Raw genomic sequence first — 16,745 nt, 5'->3', positions numbered from 1 at the left:
CGCGGCTGGCGACAGCGCCCCCCCACCCCAACCCTCCCCCACGAGGGGGGAGGGAGGCGCGTCTGGCTGGCGTTTGTCAGAGCCTGCGCACCACGGCGTAGGCCAACCCGGTGAACACCATCACGCCGATCATCAGCGGCAGCGGGGTGCCGTTGAAGGCCAGCCCCACAGGGGCAGCCAGAATCACTGAGAACACCGTTGAAAGCGCCCCGGTGACCGATGCCGCCATGCCTGCGATATGACCCACAGGCTCCAGCGCGATCGCGTTCAGGTTGCCGATGGTCATGCCGGTCATGAAAAACACACCGATGGTCCAGACCAGATAGGCGAAGAATTCCACCGGCAGCACCTCGGGCGCGGGCCAGAGGTCGAGCGTGAAGGCGATGACAAAGGCGGCGGAGACCAGCATCTGCGTGGCAAAAGACACCCGCACCAGTTTGCGCATGCCAAGCCGCATCACCAGCGAGGCGTTGAGCAGCGATGATGAGCCGGAGACAATTGCGATCATTGCGAAGTACAGCGGAAAGCTTTCGGCGCGGCCATAGGTCTGGTCAAACAGCTGCTGGGTGGATGACAGAGTGCCGAACAGCGCTGCAAACCCAAGGGTTTGTGCGACAATCGACAGACGGATGCTGCGCAACGCCATCACCTCTTTCAACGCGGCCCAGATCGGGGCGGCGCGGAACGGGCGGCGGTCGGCGGGCAGCAGGGTTTCCGGCTGACGGATCGTCAGCCACAGGACAGAAGCCACGGAAAACAACAGGAAGGCCAGAAAAATGCTGCGCCAGCCAAAGCCTGCCATGATGTATTGGCCAAACAACGGGGCCGCAGCCGGCACCAGCGTGAAGATCATCATCGCAAAGCTGACGATCCGCGCCATGCGCGGCCCGGAATGCACATCGCGCACCAGAGCGAGCGACACCACCCGCGGGCCCGCCGCGCCCAGCCCTTGCAGCACCCGTGCCAGCAGCATGGTTTCAAGCGTGGGCGCGATATAGGCGAGCAGTGCGCCGCCACAATACAACAGCGCTCCGCCAACAATCACCGTCTTGCGGCCAAAGCTGTCAGACAGCGGCCCGGCAAACAGCGTGCCGACCCCCATACCAAACACAAAGCTGGTCAGGATCAGTTGCGCGTTGTTCGGCGCATCAGGGGAAAGCTCGGCGGCGATTTCGGGCAGGGCTGGCAGCATCGCGTCGATGGAAAACGCGATGGTGGCAAACATCATCGCGATCAGCGCGATGAACTCGGTCTGGCCAAGCGCGCGCGGGTGGGGTTGGGCGTGAGACATCGGGGGTCTCCTTTCCGCGCTTCGCTAGCATGCGCGCAAAGGCGGGACCATGGCGCTAACGGCCTGTGGTCTGTGCGCTGCCGCGCAGTTCCGCCAGCACATCCGCCCAGACCTGCGGCGGCTGTGCGCCCGACACCACGTATTGATTGCCGATGATAAAGCAGGGCACCCCGGTGACACCCCGCTGGCGGGCGTGAATGTCGCGGGCTTTCAGCGCTTCGGTATCCTCATCGGTGGCAAGCAGACGCTCGGTCAGGGCGCGGTCCATCCCGGCAGCCTCGGCGATGTCGGTCAGGGTGGCGGCATCGCCGATGTCGCGCCCTTCGCGCCAATAGCCGCGGAACAGCGCCGAGACGATGGCGGTCTGCCGCCCCTCCAGCCCCGCCCAATGGATCAGGCGATGCGCGTTCAGGGTGTTAGGCATGCGGGGGATGGTGGAAAAGTCGATCTCCAGCCCGGCGTCGCGGGCGGCCTGTTCGACACGGGCGTAGATTTCCACCGCCTTTGCCTTGCCGCCGAATTTCGCCTCCAGATACTCGGCCCGGTCAACGCCCTCGGCAGGCATGCCGGGGTTGAGCTGGAACGGGTGCCATTCGATGTCAAAAGGGTGGTCGGGGGCGGATTCTAGCGCGCGGTCAAGGTTGGCCTTGCCGATATAGCACCACGGGCAGACCGGGTCGGAGAAGATGTCGAGCTTGATCATTCGGGCCTCAGAGCGCGCAGCGCGCGGCGGTTGAGTTTGGCATTGGCGCCGCGCGGCAGGGCGGGCAGGTGGCGAAACAGGCGCGGCTGTTTGTAGCGCGCCAGATGGGTTTCAGCATGGGATGCAAGCGCTGCATCATCCAGTGGCATGGCGGCGGTGTAGAAGCAGGCGATGACGGTGACGCCGGGTTTGACCTCGACCTCGATCACGGCGGCCTCGCCCAAGCCGGGGAAGCGCGCCATCGCCGCCTCGACCTCGACCGGGCTGACGCGGTAGCCGCCCGCGTTCATCTGGTCATCGTCGCGGCCCAGATAGGTGACGGCGCCCTGATCGTTGATCACAATGGAATCGCCGGTCAGGAACCACTCTGCGGTCATGCGGGCGGCGGTGGCCTCGGGCGCATCCAGATAGCCCAGCATCAGCCCGGGATCGCGGCGGTCGATGGCCAGCTGGCCTGGGATGCCGCATGGCACGGGCGCGAGGTCGGGGCCAAGCGCCGCAATCCGCCGCCCGGTCTGGGCAAAGCCGGTGGCCCCTTCCGGGGCGGGCCGGGACGGGGATTCGGAGATGAAGGTCGAGATTTCCGACATCCCCAACGCCTCGCACAGCGGCGTGCCGGTGGCTTCGGTCCAGCCCGCGCGCACCTCATGGCTCAGCTTTTCGCCCGCCGACAGGCCATGGCGCAGATGCGGCAGAGCGGGCAGGGGCGCGCGCAACATCTGGCGGAAGACACCGGGAGCGGCGGCGAAGATGGTGGCCCGATACTGCTGCAACAGGCTGGCTAGCTGCCCCGCCTGCACGCCCGCACCGGGGATCAGCGCAGTCGCGCCCACCGTCCACGGGTCCATCAACCCGGTGCCCAGCGTGTAGGTCCAGTTGAACGCGCCTGCATGCAGCAGGCGGTCGGCTGCGGTCAGCCCCTCCCACCCGCCATGCATCATGCCGCGCGCGATGATGGCGCGGTGCGCATGCATCACCGCCATCGGTGTGCCAGAGGTGCCGGAGGTAAAGATGATATAGCCGGGGCGGTCGGGGTCGCCCCTGTGGAACGGCGCGGGCGGCAGGTCTTCCATCGCGCGGATGTCGGCGGCATCCAGCACCGGACAGGACTGCCCTTCGGGCAGGGCCACGCCGGGGCTGGCGACGATCAGCCGGGGGGCGATGCGCGCGGCCATCGGGGTGATCTCGGCAGTGGTCAGCTGCGATGAGGTCGCGACCGGCACCATGCCTGCGGCCAGCGCCCCCAGAAACAGGATCGGAAACTCGACCTGACTGCCCAGCCGCATCAGGATGCGGTCGCCGGGGTGCAGCCCGCGCGCCTGCAGGCCGCTGGCACAGCCCAGCACCGCCGCCAGAAGCTGATCATAGCGCCAGGTCTCTGCCCCCGAGGGCGTGACGATCTGCAGGGCGGTCTTGTCAGACCAGCGCGCGGCAGAGCGCGCCAGCACATGCTGCGCCATGTTGAATGGCGCAGGCGCAATCGGGGCAGGGCCGGTTTCAAGAAGCGACAGCATGGGTCTTGCCTAATCCGCCGGACGCGCCGGTGCAATCTGAAACCCCGGGTCAGACCGGAACGGCGGCGCGGGAGACAGTGGCAGATGCCTCCGGCGGGAGTATTTTTGCCAAGATGAAACCATTTCGCGCAACGCCCTGGCTTTCATCTTGGAAAAATACTCATCTTGCGCCGGTGCAGCCCGCGCCCGGGTCGCAGGCCCTTGCGTCAGCCGACCCAGCCCGCGACACGGTTGGCCCCGCCGGAGATGTCGCGGCCGATGCCATCCACCGTGGCGCAGCCCGTCAGGGCGATCAGGGCGGCGGCGGCCGCCATCAGGGAAAGTTTACGCATGTGTCTGCCCGTTTTTTGTTTTTACTGCTCATACCACCAGAGCTCTGGTTGATAGCCGATCCAGTCGCCATAGAGCGGCGGGCGCGTGGGGAACTTGAGTTCCTTTCTGTGCGCCAGCCGCGAAACGTCAGAATACCACATCGGCACGACATATCTACCTGTGGTCAGCACGCGGTCAAGCGCCTGTGTTGCTGCGACAAGGGTTTCCTGGTCGGGGGCGTTCACCATGGTGTCGATCATCGCTTCGGCGGCGGGGCTGTCCATGCCCATCCAGTTGCGGGTGCCAGGTTCCGTCACGCCTGCCGATCCCCAGTACAGCGTCTGTTCGTTGCCGGGCGACAGTGTCAGGCTGCGGATGTAATGGGTCATGTCAAAGGCGTAGGCGTTGGTGCGCTCGATATATTGCGCGTTGTCCACCGTTGTCACCCGGGCGGTGATGCCAAGGCGTTTAAGGCTTTCGATGTAGATTTCGGCGGCCGAGATCATGTCGCGGGCGCCGTTGACCAGCAGGATCTCGAAGCTGACCGGCTGACCGCTGGGCGTTTTGAGCACACCAGCGTCAATCGTGTAGCCCGCTTCTTCCAGCAGGGCGGTCGCCGCGCGGATGTTGCGGCGGTTGGCGACGGTGCCGTCGCCGGTGGGGACGGCGTAGCCGTCGAGCGCGCCGGGGGGCAGGTCGGCGCGGAACGGCTCCAGCAGCTCCAGCACGCGGCCCGTCGCCGGAGTGCCGGGGGGGAAGCCGAGGGGAGAGTTGCCGAAATAGGACTGGATGCGCGGGGTGACCCCGCCGTTCAGGGTCTGGTTCACCAGCTCGAAGTTGAACGCGAGGATCATCGCCTCTCGCACGCGCCAGTCGGCAAACAGCTCACGGCGGGTGTTCATCACAAAGCCCTCGATCCCCGAGGGGCGCTGGTGCGGGATTTCGGATTTCACGATGGTGCCGGAGGCCACCTCGGGCCAGTCATAGCTGTTGGCCCATTTCGCCGGGTTGGTTTCGCGAAACGAGGTGATCAGCCCGCCCTTGAACGCCTCGAACACCACGCCGCCATCGCCGAAGTAGTCAAAGCGTACCTCGTCAAAGTTGTGCTGGCCCTTGTTGAAGGGCAGATCCTTGCCCCACCAGTCGGGGTTCTTCTTGAAGCTGACATAGCGCCCGGTATCGAACCCGCCCACGATATAGGGGCCGGAGCCGATCGGGGCGGTGAGTGTGCTTTCGTCAAACGCCTTCCCCTCCCATTGCGCCTTTTGCAGGATCGGGCGCAGGCCGAGGATCAGCGGCAATTCGCGGTCTTCGGTGTTGAAGGTGAAGCGGACCGTGCGCGGGCCGGTGATCTCGGATGTCGCGATCTTGTTCCAGGCGGTGTGATAGCGCGGGTTGCCCAGGGTGCCGAGGGTTTCGAACGACCAGAGCACGTCTTCGACGGTGACCGGGTTGCCGTCAGAGAATCGGGCCTCTTCACGCAGGGTAAATTCTGCGTAGGTCCGGGCGGCATCGGTGGTGATCGATTCGGCCAGAAGACCGTACATCGAGAAGGGTTCATCGTATGAGCGGCCCATCAATGTCTCGACCGTGAGGCTGGCCACAGCGGCCGGGGCGCGGCCCTTGAGGATGAACGGATTGAGCGAGTCAAAGCTGCCCGACTCGCCAAACACGATCCGTCCGCCCTTTGGCGCATCAGGGTTGGCATGGGGCAGAGACACAAAATCCGGGGGGAGGGCGGGGTCGCCATACATAGCTATGCCATGCGCCGGAGAATCACTGACTTGTGAAAGCGCGGGAGCAGCGGTGAGTGCAAGGAAAACGGCAACCGCAAATCCCTGTCTGATGTGGAAAAAATCACGTCCCATTCCGGCAACAATCCCCCGTGGCCTTGGTTTCTTGAGCCGCAGGCTACGGCGGCTTGTGAGCCTTTTCAAACTTTTAACTTGGCCATCGGCACAAGGCGGCGTATATAAGTCTTACTGCTCGATAGGTTTCTTGCCTGTATGAAACCTGCCTCAATAACTTAACGCCGGCTTCGTGCCGGCGTTTTTTTTGGCGTTTCGGGAACAGGCGCCCCTGTCATTCGCGCTTGCAGCATGTAACCTGTCGCAAATGCAGCAAAGGAGAAAACCATGATCCTGAAGGGCAAGACCGCCATCGTGACCGGCTCGAATTCCGGGATCGGGCTGGGTGTGGCCGAGGAACTGGCGCGGGCCGGTGCCGATGTCGTGATCAACAGTTTCACCGACCGCGACGAAGATCATGCGCTGGCCGCCGATCTGGCGGCGCGGCATGGCGTAACGGTGCGCTATATTGCTGCCGATATGTCAAAGGGCGATGACTGCCGCCGGTTGATCACGGACGCGGGCGCCTGCGATATTCTGGTCAACAATGCCGGTATTCAGCATGTCGCGGCGATCGAGGAGTTTCCGACCGAAAAGTGGAATGCGATTCTGGCGATCAACCTGAGCTCGGCGTTTCACACCACGGCCGTCGCCTTGCCGATGATGCGGGAAAAGGGGTGGGGCCGGGTGATCAACGTGGCCTCTGCCCATGGGTTGACCGCCAGCCCGTACAAGTCTGCCTATGTGGCGGCCAAGCATGGGGTGGTGGGCTTTACCAAGGTGACGGCGCTGGAATGTGCCGGGCAGGGGATTACCGCCAATGCGATCTGCCCCGGCTATGTGCTGACCCCGCTGGTCGAGGCGCAGATTCCCGATCAGATGAAAAAGCACAACATGGACCGCGAGACGGTGATCAAACAGGTGATGCTGGAGCGTCAGCCGAGCCGGGAGTTTGCCACGGTCGAACAGATCGGCGGAACAGCGGTGTTTCTGGCCTCAGACGCGGCGGCGCAGATCACGGGCACGACGATTTCGGTCGACGGCGGCTGGACGGCGCTGTAACGCCTCGCGCCGGAACACCAGCACCGGAGGGGCCGTGAGCGATATTCTGTGCATCGGATCGGTCCTGTGGGACATCATCGGCCGCGCGCCCGCGTCATTGCGGCTGGGGTCGGATGTGCCGGGGCGGATCACCCGGCTGCCGGGGGGTGTCGCGATGAACATCGCGATGACGCTGACCCGGTTTGGCCTGCGCCCCGCGCTGCTGACGGCGGTGGGGCGCGATGCCGAGGGCGACGAGCTGATCGCGGCCTGTCTGCGGATGGGGCTGGATTGCACCCATGTGTATCGGTCTGATGATCTGCCAACCGACCGCTATATGGCGATCGAGGGCGCGAACGGGCTGATTGCGGCGATTGCCGATGCGCATTCGCTGGAAATGGCGGGCGACAAGATCTTGCGCGCACTTGGCGACGGGTCTTTGGGGTCTGCGGCCAAGCCCTATGCCGGGCTGATCGCGCTGGATGGCAATCTGACCGAAGCGCTGATTTCCGACATCGCGCGCTCACCCTTGTTTGCAAAGGCTGATCTGCGGGTGGCCCCGGCCAGCCCCGGCAAGGCAGAACGCTTGTTGCCGCTGTTGGGGCATCCGAGTGCAACGCTGTATGTGAACCTTGAAGAGGCCGGGCTGATCGCCAAAGGCCGCTATGAGAGCGCGGCCGAGGCGGCGGAGGGCTTGCTGGCACGGGGGGCGGCGCGGGTGCTGGTGACGGATGGCGGGCGCGATGCGGCGATGGGCACGGCGGGGCAGGGTGTGATCACCGGACAGCCGCCAAAAGTGCTGGTGACCCGGGTGACGGGCGCGGGCGACACCTTTATGGCTGCGCATATCGTGGCCGAAGCGCGCGGAGAGCCGCGCGCGCAAGCCTTGGAGGCGGCGCTGCGCGCTGCTGCTGACTATGTTTCTGGAGATATCGGATCATGATGCTACCGCTGACATTCTCGCCCGAAGTGGCACAGGCGCGCGCCACAGGGGCGGCCATCGTGGCGCTGGAATCGACCATCATCACCCACGGCATGCCATTTCCGCAGAATGTGGAAACCGCGCGGGCGGTCGAGGATGAGATCCGCAAGCACGGCGCGGTGCCTGCGACCATCGCCATCATGGACGGGCAGATTCACATCGGTCTGACGGCAGACGAGCTGGACCGGCTGGGGCAGGCGCAGGATGTGGCGAAACTGAGCCGCGCTGACCTCGCGGCCTGCCTTGCCACGGGGGGCATCGGCGCGACCACGGTGGCGGCGACGATGATCTGCGCGCATCTGGCGGGGATTTCGGTCTTTGCCACTGGTGGCATCGGCGGGGTGCATCGCGGGGCGGAAACCACCTTTGATATTTCGGCCGATCTGATGGAGCTGGCGGCGACCCCGGTGACGGTGGTGGCGGCGGGGGCCAAGGCGATTCTGGACCTGCCCAAGACGCTGGAAGTGCTGGAAACCCATGGCGTGCCGGTGATCGCTTACGGCCAGGATGATTTCCCGGCGTTCTGGTCACGCTCCTCCGGGCTGAAAGCGCCGTTGCGGATGGATGCGGCGGGCGACATTGCCGCAGCACAACTCCTGCGCACCGCACTTGGTCTGCCGGGCGGGCAACTGGTGGCCAACCCGATCCCGCTCGATTCCGAGATTGCCAGCGCCGAGATCACCCCGGTGATCGAACGCGCGTTGCAGCAGGCCGAGGCCGACGGGATCAGCGCCAAGGCGGTGACGCCCTATCTGCTGGACCGCATGTATGAGATGACCGAAGGCCGCTCGCTGACGGCCAATATCGCCCTTGTTTTGAACAATGCGCGGCTGGGGGCGGCAATTGCGCGCGAGATCGCGGCAAGGTCCGGGACTGTCGCATAAATTTCGTATGGTCAAAGGGCTTGGTCCTGCAATTCCCATTGTCCCCGAACACGTCGATCCTTACCTATGGCTCGACCAGTGAGGGACCATGATCGAACCAACGCCGCATCCTAAGCGCAAAGGCCTGTTCAGCGGCCTGCGCTCATCCTTTCTGACCGGGCTTGTGGTGGTCTTGCCCATTGGCCTTACGATCTATCTGATCTGGACCGTGGTGGGCTGGATCGACGGCTGGATCCTGCCGCTGATCCCCGGCCCCTGGAAACCGGATGCGCTGGTGCGGCAGGTGTTTGGCCCCGAAGCCACGATCCCGGTGCGGGGCGTGGGCGTGGTGGTGTTCCTGATCTTCACCATCTTTGTCGGCTGGCTGGGCAAAGGCTTTATCGGACGCAAGTTCCTGACCTGGGCCGAAGGTCTGGTCGACCGGATGCCGGTGGTCCGTTCGATCTACAACGGGTTGAAGCAGATTGCCGAAACCGTGTTTTCCCAGAACGAGTCCAGCTTTGAGCGCGCTTGTCTGGTGCAATATCCAAAGGAACATATCTGGGCCATCGGTTTTGTCTCGACCCGCGCCAAAGGCGAATTGCAGGCCAAGCTGAACCATGAAGGCTATCTGGATGTGATTTCGGTGTTTTTGCCGACCACGCCGAACCCGACCTCGGGGTTTCTGCTTTATGTGCCGGAAAAGGATGTGGTCTATCTGGACATGAAGGTCGAAGACGCGGCCAAGCTGATCATCTCCGCCGGGCTGGTTTACCCCAACGGCAAGGACGCCGCCGGGGTGCTGGTGCAGAACCCGTCAGCCAAATAGCGCGCCAAGGTCAAAGCTGGCCTCGTGCCCCAGTTTGGGGCGGTGCGCCGCCAGAAATCCATCTGCCGCCGCATGGCCCGCCGTCCGCAGCCGCGCGATCAGCGTGGGCGAGGGCGACATTTTGGTGGCCCCGGTCATTTCTGTCATCAGCGCATCATCGCTGACCAGATGGGTGCGGATCGCCTTCATCGTGCCGCTTTCCAGCCGCCCGTCGCGCAGCAGGCGGCGCACGAAATGGACGGCGCGCAACTCGCCCAGCAGCGCCGAATTGAAGCTGATTTCATTGACCCGGTTCTGAATGTCGATCGGCGTTCTCGGCACGCCTTCGCGCAGCATGGGGTTGATCGACACGATCAGCACATCATCGGGCAGATCGGGCTGATACAGCGGGAACATCGCCGGATTGCCGGCATAGCCGCCATCCCAATAGGCGTGGCCGTCGATTTCCACCGCCTGAAACACCGTCGGCAGACAGGCCGAGGCCATCAGCGCCTTTGGGGTGATTTCGTCGCCGGAAAAGATGCGGATGCGCCCGGTATCAACCCGTGTGGCCCCGATGAACAGGCGCGGGCCCTCATTGGCGCAGACCTGGCTGAAATCCAGCCGCCGCACGATCCGCTCCAGCGGGTTGCGCCACATCGGCCCCCAAGCATAGGGGGTATAGACCTGCGCGGCCATGCCCGCCGGTGAAAACGGCGACATCGACAGGGCAATCTGCCCCAGCGCCTGAAAGCCGGGGGCCATCGGCTGCATCCATTCGGGGATGCGCAGGTCGGACACCCGCGCCACATCGCGCCACAGCTTGGCCAGGGATGCCTTTGCGCCCTTGCGCCCGCCGCTGATCATGCCAGCCTTGAGGGCTGCCGCGTTCAGCGCCCCCGCCGAGGTGCCGGAAATCGCGGCAATCTCGATGCTGTCTTCCTCCAGCAAGCGGTCGAGCACGCCCCAGGTAAAGGCCCCATGCGCGCCGCCGCCTTGCAGGGCCAGGTTGATCCGGGTGGGCTGGGCTTTGGACACGTGCGCTCTCCTTGTTGCCGTCCAAACTAGTGTTTCTGCGGTGCAGCGCAAGGTTCACGCTTGCCATTCCCCGGGGATAGGCGTAACGACACGCCACTTCACAGGCAGGTGCGGGCCATGGCGGGGAGAAATCCTGTCTGGTCCACCGGTTGGGGGAAACCCTGAGAACACTTGCCGAGGCGCAAACCGGAAAAGGATATATGGACATGGCGCTCCCAGAATTTACCATGCGTCAGCTGCTTGAAGCTGGCGTTCACTACGGTCACCAGACGCAACGCTGGAACCCGAAGATGGGCGAATACATCTACGGCGACCGCAACGGGATTCACATTCTCGACCTGACGCAGACTGTTCCGATGCTGGATCAGGCGCTGAAAGTCGTGCGTGACACGGTTGCCAAAGGCGGCCGCATCCTGTTCGTCGGCACCAAGCGTCAGGCCCAAAAGCCGATCGCCGAAGCCGCAGAGCGTTGTGCGCAGTTCTACATGAACCACCGCTGGCTCGGTGGCACGCTGACCAACTGGAAAACCATTTCCATGTCGATCCAGCGTCTGAAGCAGATCGACGAGCAGCTGGCTGCCGGCGCCGAAGGTCTGACCAAGAAAGAACGTCTTGGCATGGAACGCGACCAGTCCAAGCTGCAGGCCAGCTTGGGCGGTATCCGCGAAATGGGCGGCACGCCCGACCTGATCTTCATCATCGACGTGGGCAAAGAAGACCTGGCGATTCTGGAAGCCAAAAAGCTGGGCATCCCGGTTGTGGCCGTGGTTGACACCAACTGCTCGCCACGCGGCGTGGATTATGTGATCCCCGGCAACGACGACGCGGCCCGTGCCATTGCGCTTTATTGTGAGCTGATCGCCCGTGCAGCCCTCGACGGTATGTCGGCTCAGATGGGTGCTGCCGGCGTTGACCTCGGCGCGCTGGAAGAAGCGCCTGCGGAAGAAGCCCTTGAAGAAGCAGCTGCCGAAGCCTGATTGGCTGTCGTCAATGTGTGACATGGCGGGGGGATAACCCCCGCCAACCCCATTTTATGGAATTCGGGAGACTGACCATGACAATCACCGCTGCAATGGTGAAAGAACTGCGCGAATCCACCGGCGCAGGCATGATGGACGTGAAAAAAGCCCTGACCGAAAGCAACGGCGACATGGACGCCGCTGTGGACTGGCTGCGCACCAAGGGCCTGGCGAAAGCCGCCAAAAAGGCCGACCGTGTGGCTGCCGAAGGTCTGGTCGGCGTGGCGGTGACCGATGGCCGCGGTGTGGCTGTCGAGATCAACTCGGAAACCGACTTTGTGGCCAAGAACGCCGATTTCCAGGCGCTGGTGCGTGATGTGGCCAATGTGGCCCTGACCACCGGCGACTCGGTCGAGGTGGTGAAAGCCGCGCATCTGAACGGCAAGACCGTGGATGAGGTGATTCAGGAATCGATCGCCCGGATCGGTGAGAACATGACCTTCCGCCGCATGCACCTGCTCGAAGGCAGCACGGTTGTGTCCTATGTCCATAACGCGGCTGCGGATGGCATGGGCAAGATCGGCGTGCTGGTTGCGCTGAATGGCCCGGCTGACAAGGCACAGGCCATCGGCAAGCAATTCGCGATGCACATCGCCGCGACCGCACCGCTGTCGCTGTCCGAAGCCACGATGGACCCGGCGCTGATCGAGCGGGAACTGACCGTGCAGACCGCCAAGGCACTCGAAGAAAACGCGACCTCGGCCAAGCCGAAGCCGGAACAGGTGATCACCAACAACATCATTCCGGGCCGGATGAAGAAGTACCTGGCAGAGAACACGCTGCTGGGTCAGGCCTTTGTCATCAACCCGGATCTGACGGTCGAACAGGCCGCCAAGGACGCTGGCGTTGAAATCACTGGCTATGCCCGTGTGGCGGTCGGCGAAGGCATCGAGAAGAAAGAAGAAGATTTCGCTGCCGAAGTGGCGAAAATGGTTCAGGGCTGATTTCAGCCGGAACTTGCGGAAACGGGGCGGCCTTTCGGGGCCGCCCTTTTTCGTGGCGCGGTGCCGGATCGAGCGGACATAAAAAAAACGGTGCATCCCCAAGGGACGCACCGTTCATTGCAAGCACCACACCTTCTGGGGATGAGGACAGGGCGCCAGCGTCACCAACTGCGGATCGGGCCCGAAATTTGCCCAGGCCGCAGACTTAAACACCGGAGGGCAGGGGATTCCCACCGGACGATACTGAAACAGGCATCAGGCCGATGAAAATACACCGTCTGCCGCCTGCCGTTCCATTGCCCGAAAGCGACCACTCATGGAACAAGGTGACAATGCACCTGAACATGACGCAGCGTAAGTCAGGATTTCCCTACCATCGGAGCTTTGGGAATACGCTGGAAAATCATGTTCAAAAGTGAAGCTTTTGCAACAGCTTGCGTGGTGGTCTCGACCTGCAGCGCCTCACGCGCCAGCCGCAGATGCTTTTCGACCATCGCGGCAGAGACTTCCATCAGCATGGCGACATCCTGAGTGGTCTTGCCATCGGCGACCCATTCCAGCGCCTGACGCTGACGATCGGTCAGGCTGCGCTTGGCTTTTGGCTGGGGCAGGGTGATGATCTTGAGGTGCATGAGGTGGGCAACGGCCAGAATCTCGTCGCGGTGCCTCTCCCAGATCGCCTCGACCTGATCCGGGCTGATACCGGGGTCGGCGATCAGCCCCAGCGCACCCTTTGACCGGGTGGTGGTCTCGGGAAAGCTGACCGAAACCCCGGCGACGACACCAATGGCAAAGTTCTGCCGCACGGCATCCATCTCTTCGGGGGTCAGTTGCCCGGCCTCGAACGCGTCTTTCACCCATTTCCACGTACAGGCCCCGACGTTTGACACCGCCCAGCGATAGACCGGGGTACGGGCGTAGAAGCCGTTCTGAAAATAGAACCGCGCGTAATCGGCATTGCCGGTGGTCAGAAAGATCGCATCATCGGGGTCACCGACGTTGCGCATGTACAAGAACCGGGTGAAGCCGTAATTGGCGCGGCCAAAGCCCAGACTGCCGAAAAACCCCGAAGCCAGATCCCAGACCTCTTCGACCGTACCAGCCTCGGCCATACGCGAAATCAGCGGCAGAACTGCCGTCATAATGTTCCCCATCGTTGTGCCATTGATGGCGTCTTGTCCTTATCCCTGACTGTGTTCTAACCCCGGATGGCCGTTTGGTCAAACTTCCGTGATTCTGAAAAGGGCAAGTGATGCGGGCAGATGTGGTGGTGATCGGCGGGGCGGTGATGGGGTCTTCGGTGGCCTATTGGCTGACCCTGATGCAGCCCGGTCTGGAGGTGCTGGTGGTGGAGCAGGACCCCAGCTTTGCCCGCGCCTCGACCGCGCTGTCGGTGGCCTCGATCCGGCAGCAATTCACCACGGCGGTCAATGTCGAAATCTCGCGCTTTGGCCTGCAGTTCATCCGCGAATTCAAGGCGCGGATGGGCCTCGATCTGGGGCTGAAGGAACAGGGCTATCTGTTTCTGGCGCAAAGCACCGAGGGTGCGGCCACGCTGTACGACGTGGCGCAGATGCAGCGCGCGCATGGGGCCGCGACCGAAGTCTGGACGCCCGGGCAGATCAAGGCGCGCTTTCCCTGGCTGGAGGTGGACGATCTGAGCGCGGGCAGCTTTGGCCCGAGCGGTGAAGGCTGGTTTGACAACATGGGCCTGATGTCGGGGTTTCGCGCGATGGCAAAGGCGCAAGGCGCGCGCTTTGTCACCGACCGGGTGACGGGGTTGCGGATGGCGGGCGGGCAGGTGGCCGGCGTGGTGCTGGAGCGTGGCGGAGAAGTGGCCTGCACGCATGCCGTGAACGCCGCCGGCACCCGCGCGGCTCAGGTATGCCGGATGGCGGGCCTTGATCTGGCGGTGGAGCCGCGCAAGCGCACGGTGTTTGTGATCGACGCGCCCAATGCGCGCCACCCGGATGCGCCCTTGCTGGTCGATGCCGGGTTCTATCTGCGGCCCGAGCAAAACCACTGGATCACCGCCACCGTGCCGCAGAATGACGGCCCCTGTGCCGCCGATGATTTCGAGCCGGATCTGCACCTGTTTGAAGAGGTGATCTGGGAACAGCTCTATGCCCGCGCGCCGGGGTTTGACGCGGTAAAGGTCGTGCGGCACTGGGTCGGGCATTACGCCTATAACACGCTGGATCAGAACGCCATTCTGGGCCCGCACCCCGAGGTGGCGAACCTGCACCTGTGCAACGGGTTTTCCGGCCACGGCTTGCAGCAATCGCCCGCCGTCGGGCGCGGCATCGCCGAACAGATCCTGACCGGCGGCTGGCAGACGCTGGATCTGAGCGATCTGTCGGTGGCCCGCATGGTCGAGGGCCGCGCGTTTCGAGAGCGTGCCGTGGTCTAGGGCTTGGCGGTCTCGCAGCGGGGCAGGGCCCGGCAATCTCGCGCGGCCTGCGGGGCCAGCGCGAGCATGGCGTCATACATCGTCAGATGCACCGCGCCAGTCAGGTCGTGCAGCAGATGGGTGCGCAACAGCCGGTCCATCACCGGCCCCTTGACCTCGGCCAGATGCAATTGCACCCCGGCGTCGTGCAGGCGGGCGTTGATCGCCTCCAGACTCTCGACCGCGCTGCTGTCGATGTCATTGACGGCGACACAGTTCAGCACGATGTGGCGGATCGCCTTGTCTTCGGCAACCGCGCCCAGCAGGGTATCTTCCAGAAAGCGGGCATTGGGGAAATACAGCGCCTCGTCGATCCGCAGGGCCAGCACATCGGGCACCGTGGTCACGGTGTGGCGGCGCACGTTGCGGAAATGCTCGGTGCCCTGCACCTGACCGATCACCGCCACATGCGGCTGCGACGTTCGGTACAGATGCAGCAGGATCGACAACGCCACACCAGCAGCGATGCCCGCCTCGACACCCACCAGCAGCGTCAGCAGGATCGTCGCCGCCATCGCGGCAAAATCGGCGCGGTTTGACGCCCAGACCCGCCGGATTGCGGCCAGATCGACCAGCCCCAGCACCGCGACGATGATGGTGGCCGCCAGCGTGGCCTTTGGCAGATGGCTGAGCAGGGGGGTCAGAAACAGCGTCGCCAGCGCCATGGCAAGGGCGGTAAACGCACCCGCCGCCGGAGTCTGCGCCCCGGCATCAAAATTCACCACCGACCGCGCAAATCCTCCCGTCACCGGAAAGCCGCCCGACAGCCCGGCACCGATATTGGCGGCACCGAGCGCCACCAGTTCCTGATCCGGATCAATCCTTTGCCGCCGTTTGGCGGCGAGGGTCTGCGCCACCGACACGGTTTCCACATAGCCCACCAAGGAGATCAGCGCGGCGGGCAGCAGGATCGCCTGCCACAGGGCCGGATCCAGCGGCGGCAGCGCGGGCATCGGCAGGCCGGTCGGAATGTCGCCCACCACCGCCACGCCATGCGCGGCCAGCCCGAAACCCCAGGTGGCCAGCGTGGTCAGCGCCACCGCCAGCACCGGCGCGGCACGCACGATCACCCCGGCCAGACCCGGCCTGACGCCCGCGCGCAGCAGCGCCGCTTTCAGCCGAGTGCGCGCCCACCACAGAAACCCCAGCGCAAAGCCGCCGATCAGCAGCGTCACCGGGTTCAGCCCGCTGATGCCGGTCAGGATACCGGTCGCCACCGCCACCAGCGTATGGCCCGGCGCGGCAATGCCAAGGATGCCCGGCAGCTGGCCAACGGCGATCAGCACCGCCGACGCGCTGATGAACCCCGAGATCACCGGATGGCTGAGGAAATTGGCGATGAAGCCCAACCGCAGCAGGCCCATGCAAAGCAGTATCAGTCCCGACAGCACCGCCATGGCAATGGCAGCGCCCAGATACTCCGCGGTGCCTTGCGCTGCGATCTGGCCGACCGCCGCCGCCGTCATCAGGCTGACCACCGCCACCGGCCCAACCGCCAGCGTGCGCGAGGTGCCAAAAACCGCGTAAACCAGCAGCGGCGCGATCGAGGCGTAAAGCCCGACCTCGGCCGGCAGACCAGCCAGCAGCGCATAGGCCAGCGATTGCGGGATCAGCATGATGGTCACGATCAGCGCCGCCATCAGATCAGCGCCAAAGGTCGGCTTGTCATAGACCGCCAGCCAGTCAAGGATCGGAAAATATCGTCTCATCACATACTCCGCGTTACCGCTTGCATAGGGAAGCCGTCAACATATGGCAAGTTGTGAATATGTATGGTGTCGCACCTGGAGTTCGAGAGGCTGCGCCTCTCTGCATTACATAATATGGATTATAGGATTCAGAAATGTAAGCGGGCACATTCTATCTTCAGTTGCGACAAATGAGTAACTTCAGAGGGTTAGATGGAGGTTTCCATGCCCTGCTCACATGTTGAA

At 63.8% G+C, this 16,745-nt stretch carries 15 protein-coding genes; 7 read left to right on the top strand and 8 right to left on the bottom strand.

Annotated elements, in window-relative coordinates; translation table 11 throughout:
* Nucleotides 1-76: 76 nt before the first annotated feature.
* From J2X53_RS16585 to J2X53_RS16565, 5 genes are all read right to left on the bottom strand, one after another.
* The gene (locus J2X53_RS16585) at nucleotides 77-1,291 is read right to left on the bottom strand and encodes a multidrug effflux MFS transporter (RefSeq protein ID WP_349038609.1); all 1,215 of its coding nucleotides are present in this window, start codon (nucleotides 1,289-1,291) and stop codon (nucleotides 77-79) included.
* Between the two features lie 55 nt (nucleotides 1,292-1,346).
* The gene (locus J2X53_RS16580) at nucleotides 1,347-1,994 is read right to left on the bottom strand and encodes a DsbA family oxidoreductase (protein WP_349038608.1); all 648 of its coding nucleotides are present in this window, start codon (nucleotides 1,992-1,994) and stop codon (nucleotides 1,347-1,349) included.
* On the bottom strand, nucleotides 1,991-3,508 hold the full coding sequence (locus tag J2X53_RS16575) for a class I adenylate-forming enzyme family protein (protein WP_349038607.1): 1,518 nt from the start codon (nucleotides 3,506-3,508) through the stop codon (nucleotides 1,991-1,993). The genes J2X53_RS16580 and J2X53_RS16575 overlap by 4 nt, the downstream gene beginning before the upstream one ends.
* A 206-nt stretch (nucleotides 3,509-3,714) precedes the next feature.
* Nucleotides 3,715-3,840 carry an entericidin gene (locus J2X53_RS16570; protein ID WP_349038606.1) on the bottom strand — a complete coding sequence of 42 codons (126 nt, stop codon included), beginning with the start codon at nucleotides 3,838-3,840 and terminating at the stop codon, nucleotides 3,715-3,717.
* Between the two features lie 21 nt (nucleotides 3,841-3,861).
* Complete coding sequence (locus tag J2X53_RS16565) at nucleotides 3,862-5,688, bottom strand: extracellular solute-binding protein (RefSeq protein WP_349038605.1); 1,827 nt, start codon at nucleotides 5,686-5,688, stop codon at nucleotides 3,862-3,864.
* A 267-nt stretch (nucleotides 5,689-5,955) separates the two neighbouring features.
* On the opposite strand from J2X53_RS16565, the gene J2X53_RS16560 reads away from it, so the two are divergent.
* The 4 genes from J2X53_RS16560 to J2X53_RS16545 all read left to right on the top strand — a co-directional run bounded on the left by J2X53_RS16560 (nucleotide 5,956) and on the right by J2X53_RS16545 (nucleotide 9,382).
* Nucleotides 5,956-6,729 carry a 3-hydroxybutyrate dehydrogenase gene (locus J2X53_RS16560; RefSeq protein ID WP_349038604.1) on the top strand — a complete coding sequence of 258 codons (774 nt, stop codon included), beginning with the start codon at nucleotides 5,956-5,958 and terminating at the stop codon, nucleotides 6,727-6,729.
* A 34-nt stretch (nucleotides 6,730-6,763) separates the two neighbouring features.
* Nucleotides 6,764-7,651 carry a PfkB family carbohydrate kinase gene (locus J2X53_RS16555; protein WP_349038603.1) on the top strand — a complete coding sequence of 296 codons (888 nt, stop codon included), beginning with the start codon at nucleotides 6,764-6,766 and terminating at the stop codon, nucleotides 7,649-7,651.
* Nucleotides 7,648-8,574 carry a pseudouridine-5'-phosphate glycosidase gene (locus J2X53_RS16550; protein ID WP_349038602.1) on the top strand — a complete coding sequence of 309 codons (927 nt, stop codon included), beginning with the start codon at nucleotides 7,648-7,650 and terminating at the stop codon, nucleotides 8,572-8,574. The genes J2X53_RS16555 and J2X53_RS16550 overlap by 4 nt, the downstream gene beginning before the upstream one ends.
* 88 nt (nucleotides 8,575-8,662) lie before the next feature.
* Entirely contained in the window at nucleotides 8,663-9,382 is a 720-nt protein-coding gene (locus tag J2X53_RS16545) for a DUF502 domain-containing protein (RefSeq protein ID WP_349038601.1), read from the top strand.
* Here J2X53_RS16545 and J2X53_RS16540 read toward each other — a convergent pair.
* On the bottom strand, nucleotides 9,371-10,399 hold the full coding sequence (locus tag J2X53_RS16540) for a patatin-like phospholipase family protein (RefSeq protein ID WP_349038600.1): 1,029 nt from the start codon (nucleotides 10,397-10,399) through the stop codon (nucleotides 9,371-9,373). The two genes, J2X53_RS16545 and J2X53_RS16540, sit on opposite strands and share 12 nt — an antisense overlap.
* 200 nt (nucleotides 10,400-10,599) lie before the next feature.
* Here J2X53_RS16540 and rpsB point away from each other — a divergent pair, with 200 nt between their 5' ends.
* Nucleotides 10,600-11,376 carry a 30S ribosomal protein S2 gene (rpsB, locus tag J2X53_RS16535; protein ID WP_349038599.1) on the top strand — a complete coding sequence of 259 codons (777 nt, stop codon included), beginning with the start codon at nucleotides 10,600-10,602 and terminating at the stop codon, nucleotides 11,374-11,376.
* Nucleotides 11,377-11,453: 77 nt separating this feature from the next.
* Complete coding sequence (tsf, locus tag J2X53_RS16530) at nucleotides 11,454-12,362, top strand: translation elongation factor Ts (protein WP_349038598.1); 909 nt, start codon at nucleotides 11,454-11,456, stop codon at nucleotides 12,360-12,362.
* Between the two features lie 359 nt (nucleotides 12,363-12,721).
* Here tsf and J2X53_RS16525 read toward each other — a convergent pair whose 3' ends face one another.
* Nucleotides 12,722-13,504: an autoinducer binding domain-containing protein gene (locus tag J2X53_RS16525; RefSeq protein ID WP_349038597.1), complete on the bottom strand. Its 783-nt coding sequence runs from the start codon at nucleotides 13,502-13,504 to the stop codon at nucleotides 12,722-12,724.
* A gap of 110 nt (nucleotides 13,505-13,614) precedes the next feature.
* Here J2X53_RS16525 and J2X53_RS16520 point away from each other — a divergent pair, with 110 nt between their 5' ends.
* Nucleotides 13,615-14,772, top strand: coding sequence for an FAD-binding oxidoreductase (locus J2X53_RS16520; protein WP_349038596.1), 1,158 nt, complete (start codon nucleotides 13,615-13,617; stop codon nucleotides 14,770-14,772).
* On the opposite strand, the gene sulP is transcribed toward J2X53_RS16520, so the two are convergent.
* The gene (gene sulP / locus J2X53_RS16515) at nucleotides 14,769-16,520 is read right to left on the bottom strand and encodes a sulfate permease (RefSeq protein ID WP_349038595.1); all 1,752 of its coding nucleotides are present in this window, start codon (nucleotides 16,518-16,520) and stop codon (nucleotides 14,769-14,771) included. The genes J2X53_RS16520 and sulP overlap by 4 nt on opposite strands.
* Nucleotides 16,521-16,745 lie beyond the last annotated feature (225 nt).

It is taken from the genome of Pseudotabrizicola sp. 4114, from assembly GCF_031457365.1.
Classification (GTDB): Bacteria; Pseudomonadota; Alphaproteobacteria; order Rhodobacterales; family Rhodobacteraceae; genus Pseudotabrizicola.
The sequence above is the reverse complement of the archived record's forward strand: the minus strand, read 5'-3'. Positions and strand labels throughout refer to the sequence as shown.

Excerpts from the sequence above, each read along its gene's own strand:
- J2X53_RS16585 (WP_349038609.1), bottom strand. The coding sequence starts at position 1,291 with ATGTCTCACGCCCAACCCCACCCGCGCGCGCTTGGCCAGACCGAGTTC.
- J2X53_RS16580 (WP_349038608.1), bottom strand. The coding sequence starts at position 1,994 with ATGATCAAGCTCGACATCTTCTCCGACCCGGTCTGCCCGTGGTGCTAT.
- J2X53_RS16575 (WP_349038607.1), bottom strand. The coding sequence starts at position 3,508 with ATGCTGTCGCTTCTTGAAACCGGCCCTGCCCCGATTGCGCCTGCGCCA.
- J2X53_RS16570 (WP_349038606.1), bottom strand. The coding sequence starts at position 3,840 with ATGCGTAAACTTTCCCTGATGGCGGCCGCCGCCGCCCTGATCGCCCTG.
- J2X53_RS16565 (WP_349038605.1), bottom strand. The coding sequence starts at position 5,688 with ATGGGACGTGATTTTTTCCACATCAGACAGGGATTTGCGGTTGCCGTT.
- J2X53_RS16560 (WP_349038604.1), top strand. The coding sequence starts at position 5,956 with ATGATCCTGAAGGGCAAGACCGCCATCGTGACCGGCTCGAATTCCGGG.
- J2X53_RS16550 (WP_349038602.1), top strand. The coding sequence starts at position 7,648 with ATGATGCTACCGCTGACATTCTCGCCCGAAGTGGCACAGGCGCGCGCC.
- J2X53_RS16545 (WP_349038601.1), top strand. The coding sequence starts at position 8,663 with ATGATCGAACCAACGCCGCATCCTAAGCGCAAAGGCCTGTTCAGCGGC.
- rpsB (WP_349038599.1), top strand. The coding sequence starts at position 10,600 with ATGGACATGGCGCTCCCAGAATTTACCATGCGTCAGCTGCTTGAAGCT.
- tsf (WP_349038598.1), top strand. The coding sequence starts at position 11,454 with ATGACAATCACCGCTGCAATGGTGAAAGAACTGCGCGAATCCACCGGC.
- J2X53_RS16525 (WP_349038597.1), bottom strand. The coding sequence starts at position 13,504 with ATGACGGCAGTTCTGCCGCTGATTTCGCGTATGGCCGAGGCTGGTACG.
- J2X53_RS16520 (WP_349038596.1), top strand. The coding sequence starts at position 13,615 with ATGCGGGCAGATGTGGTGGTGATCGGCGGGGCGGTGATGGGGTCTTCG.
- sulP (WP_349038595.1), bottom strand. The coding sequence starts at position 16,520 with ATGAGACGATATTTTCCGATCCTTGACTGGCTGGCGGTCTATGACAAG.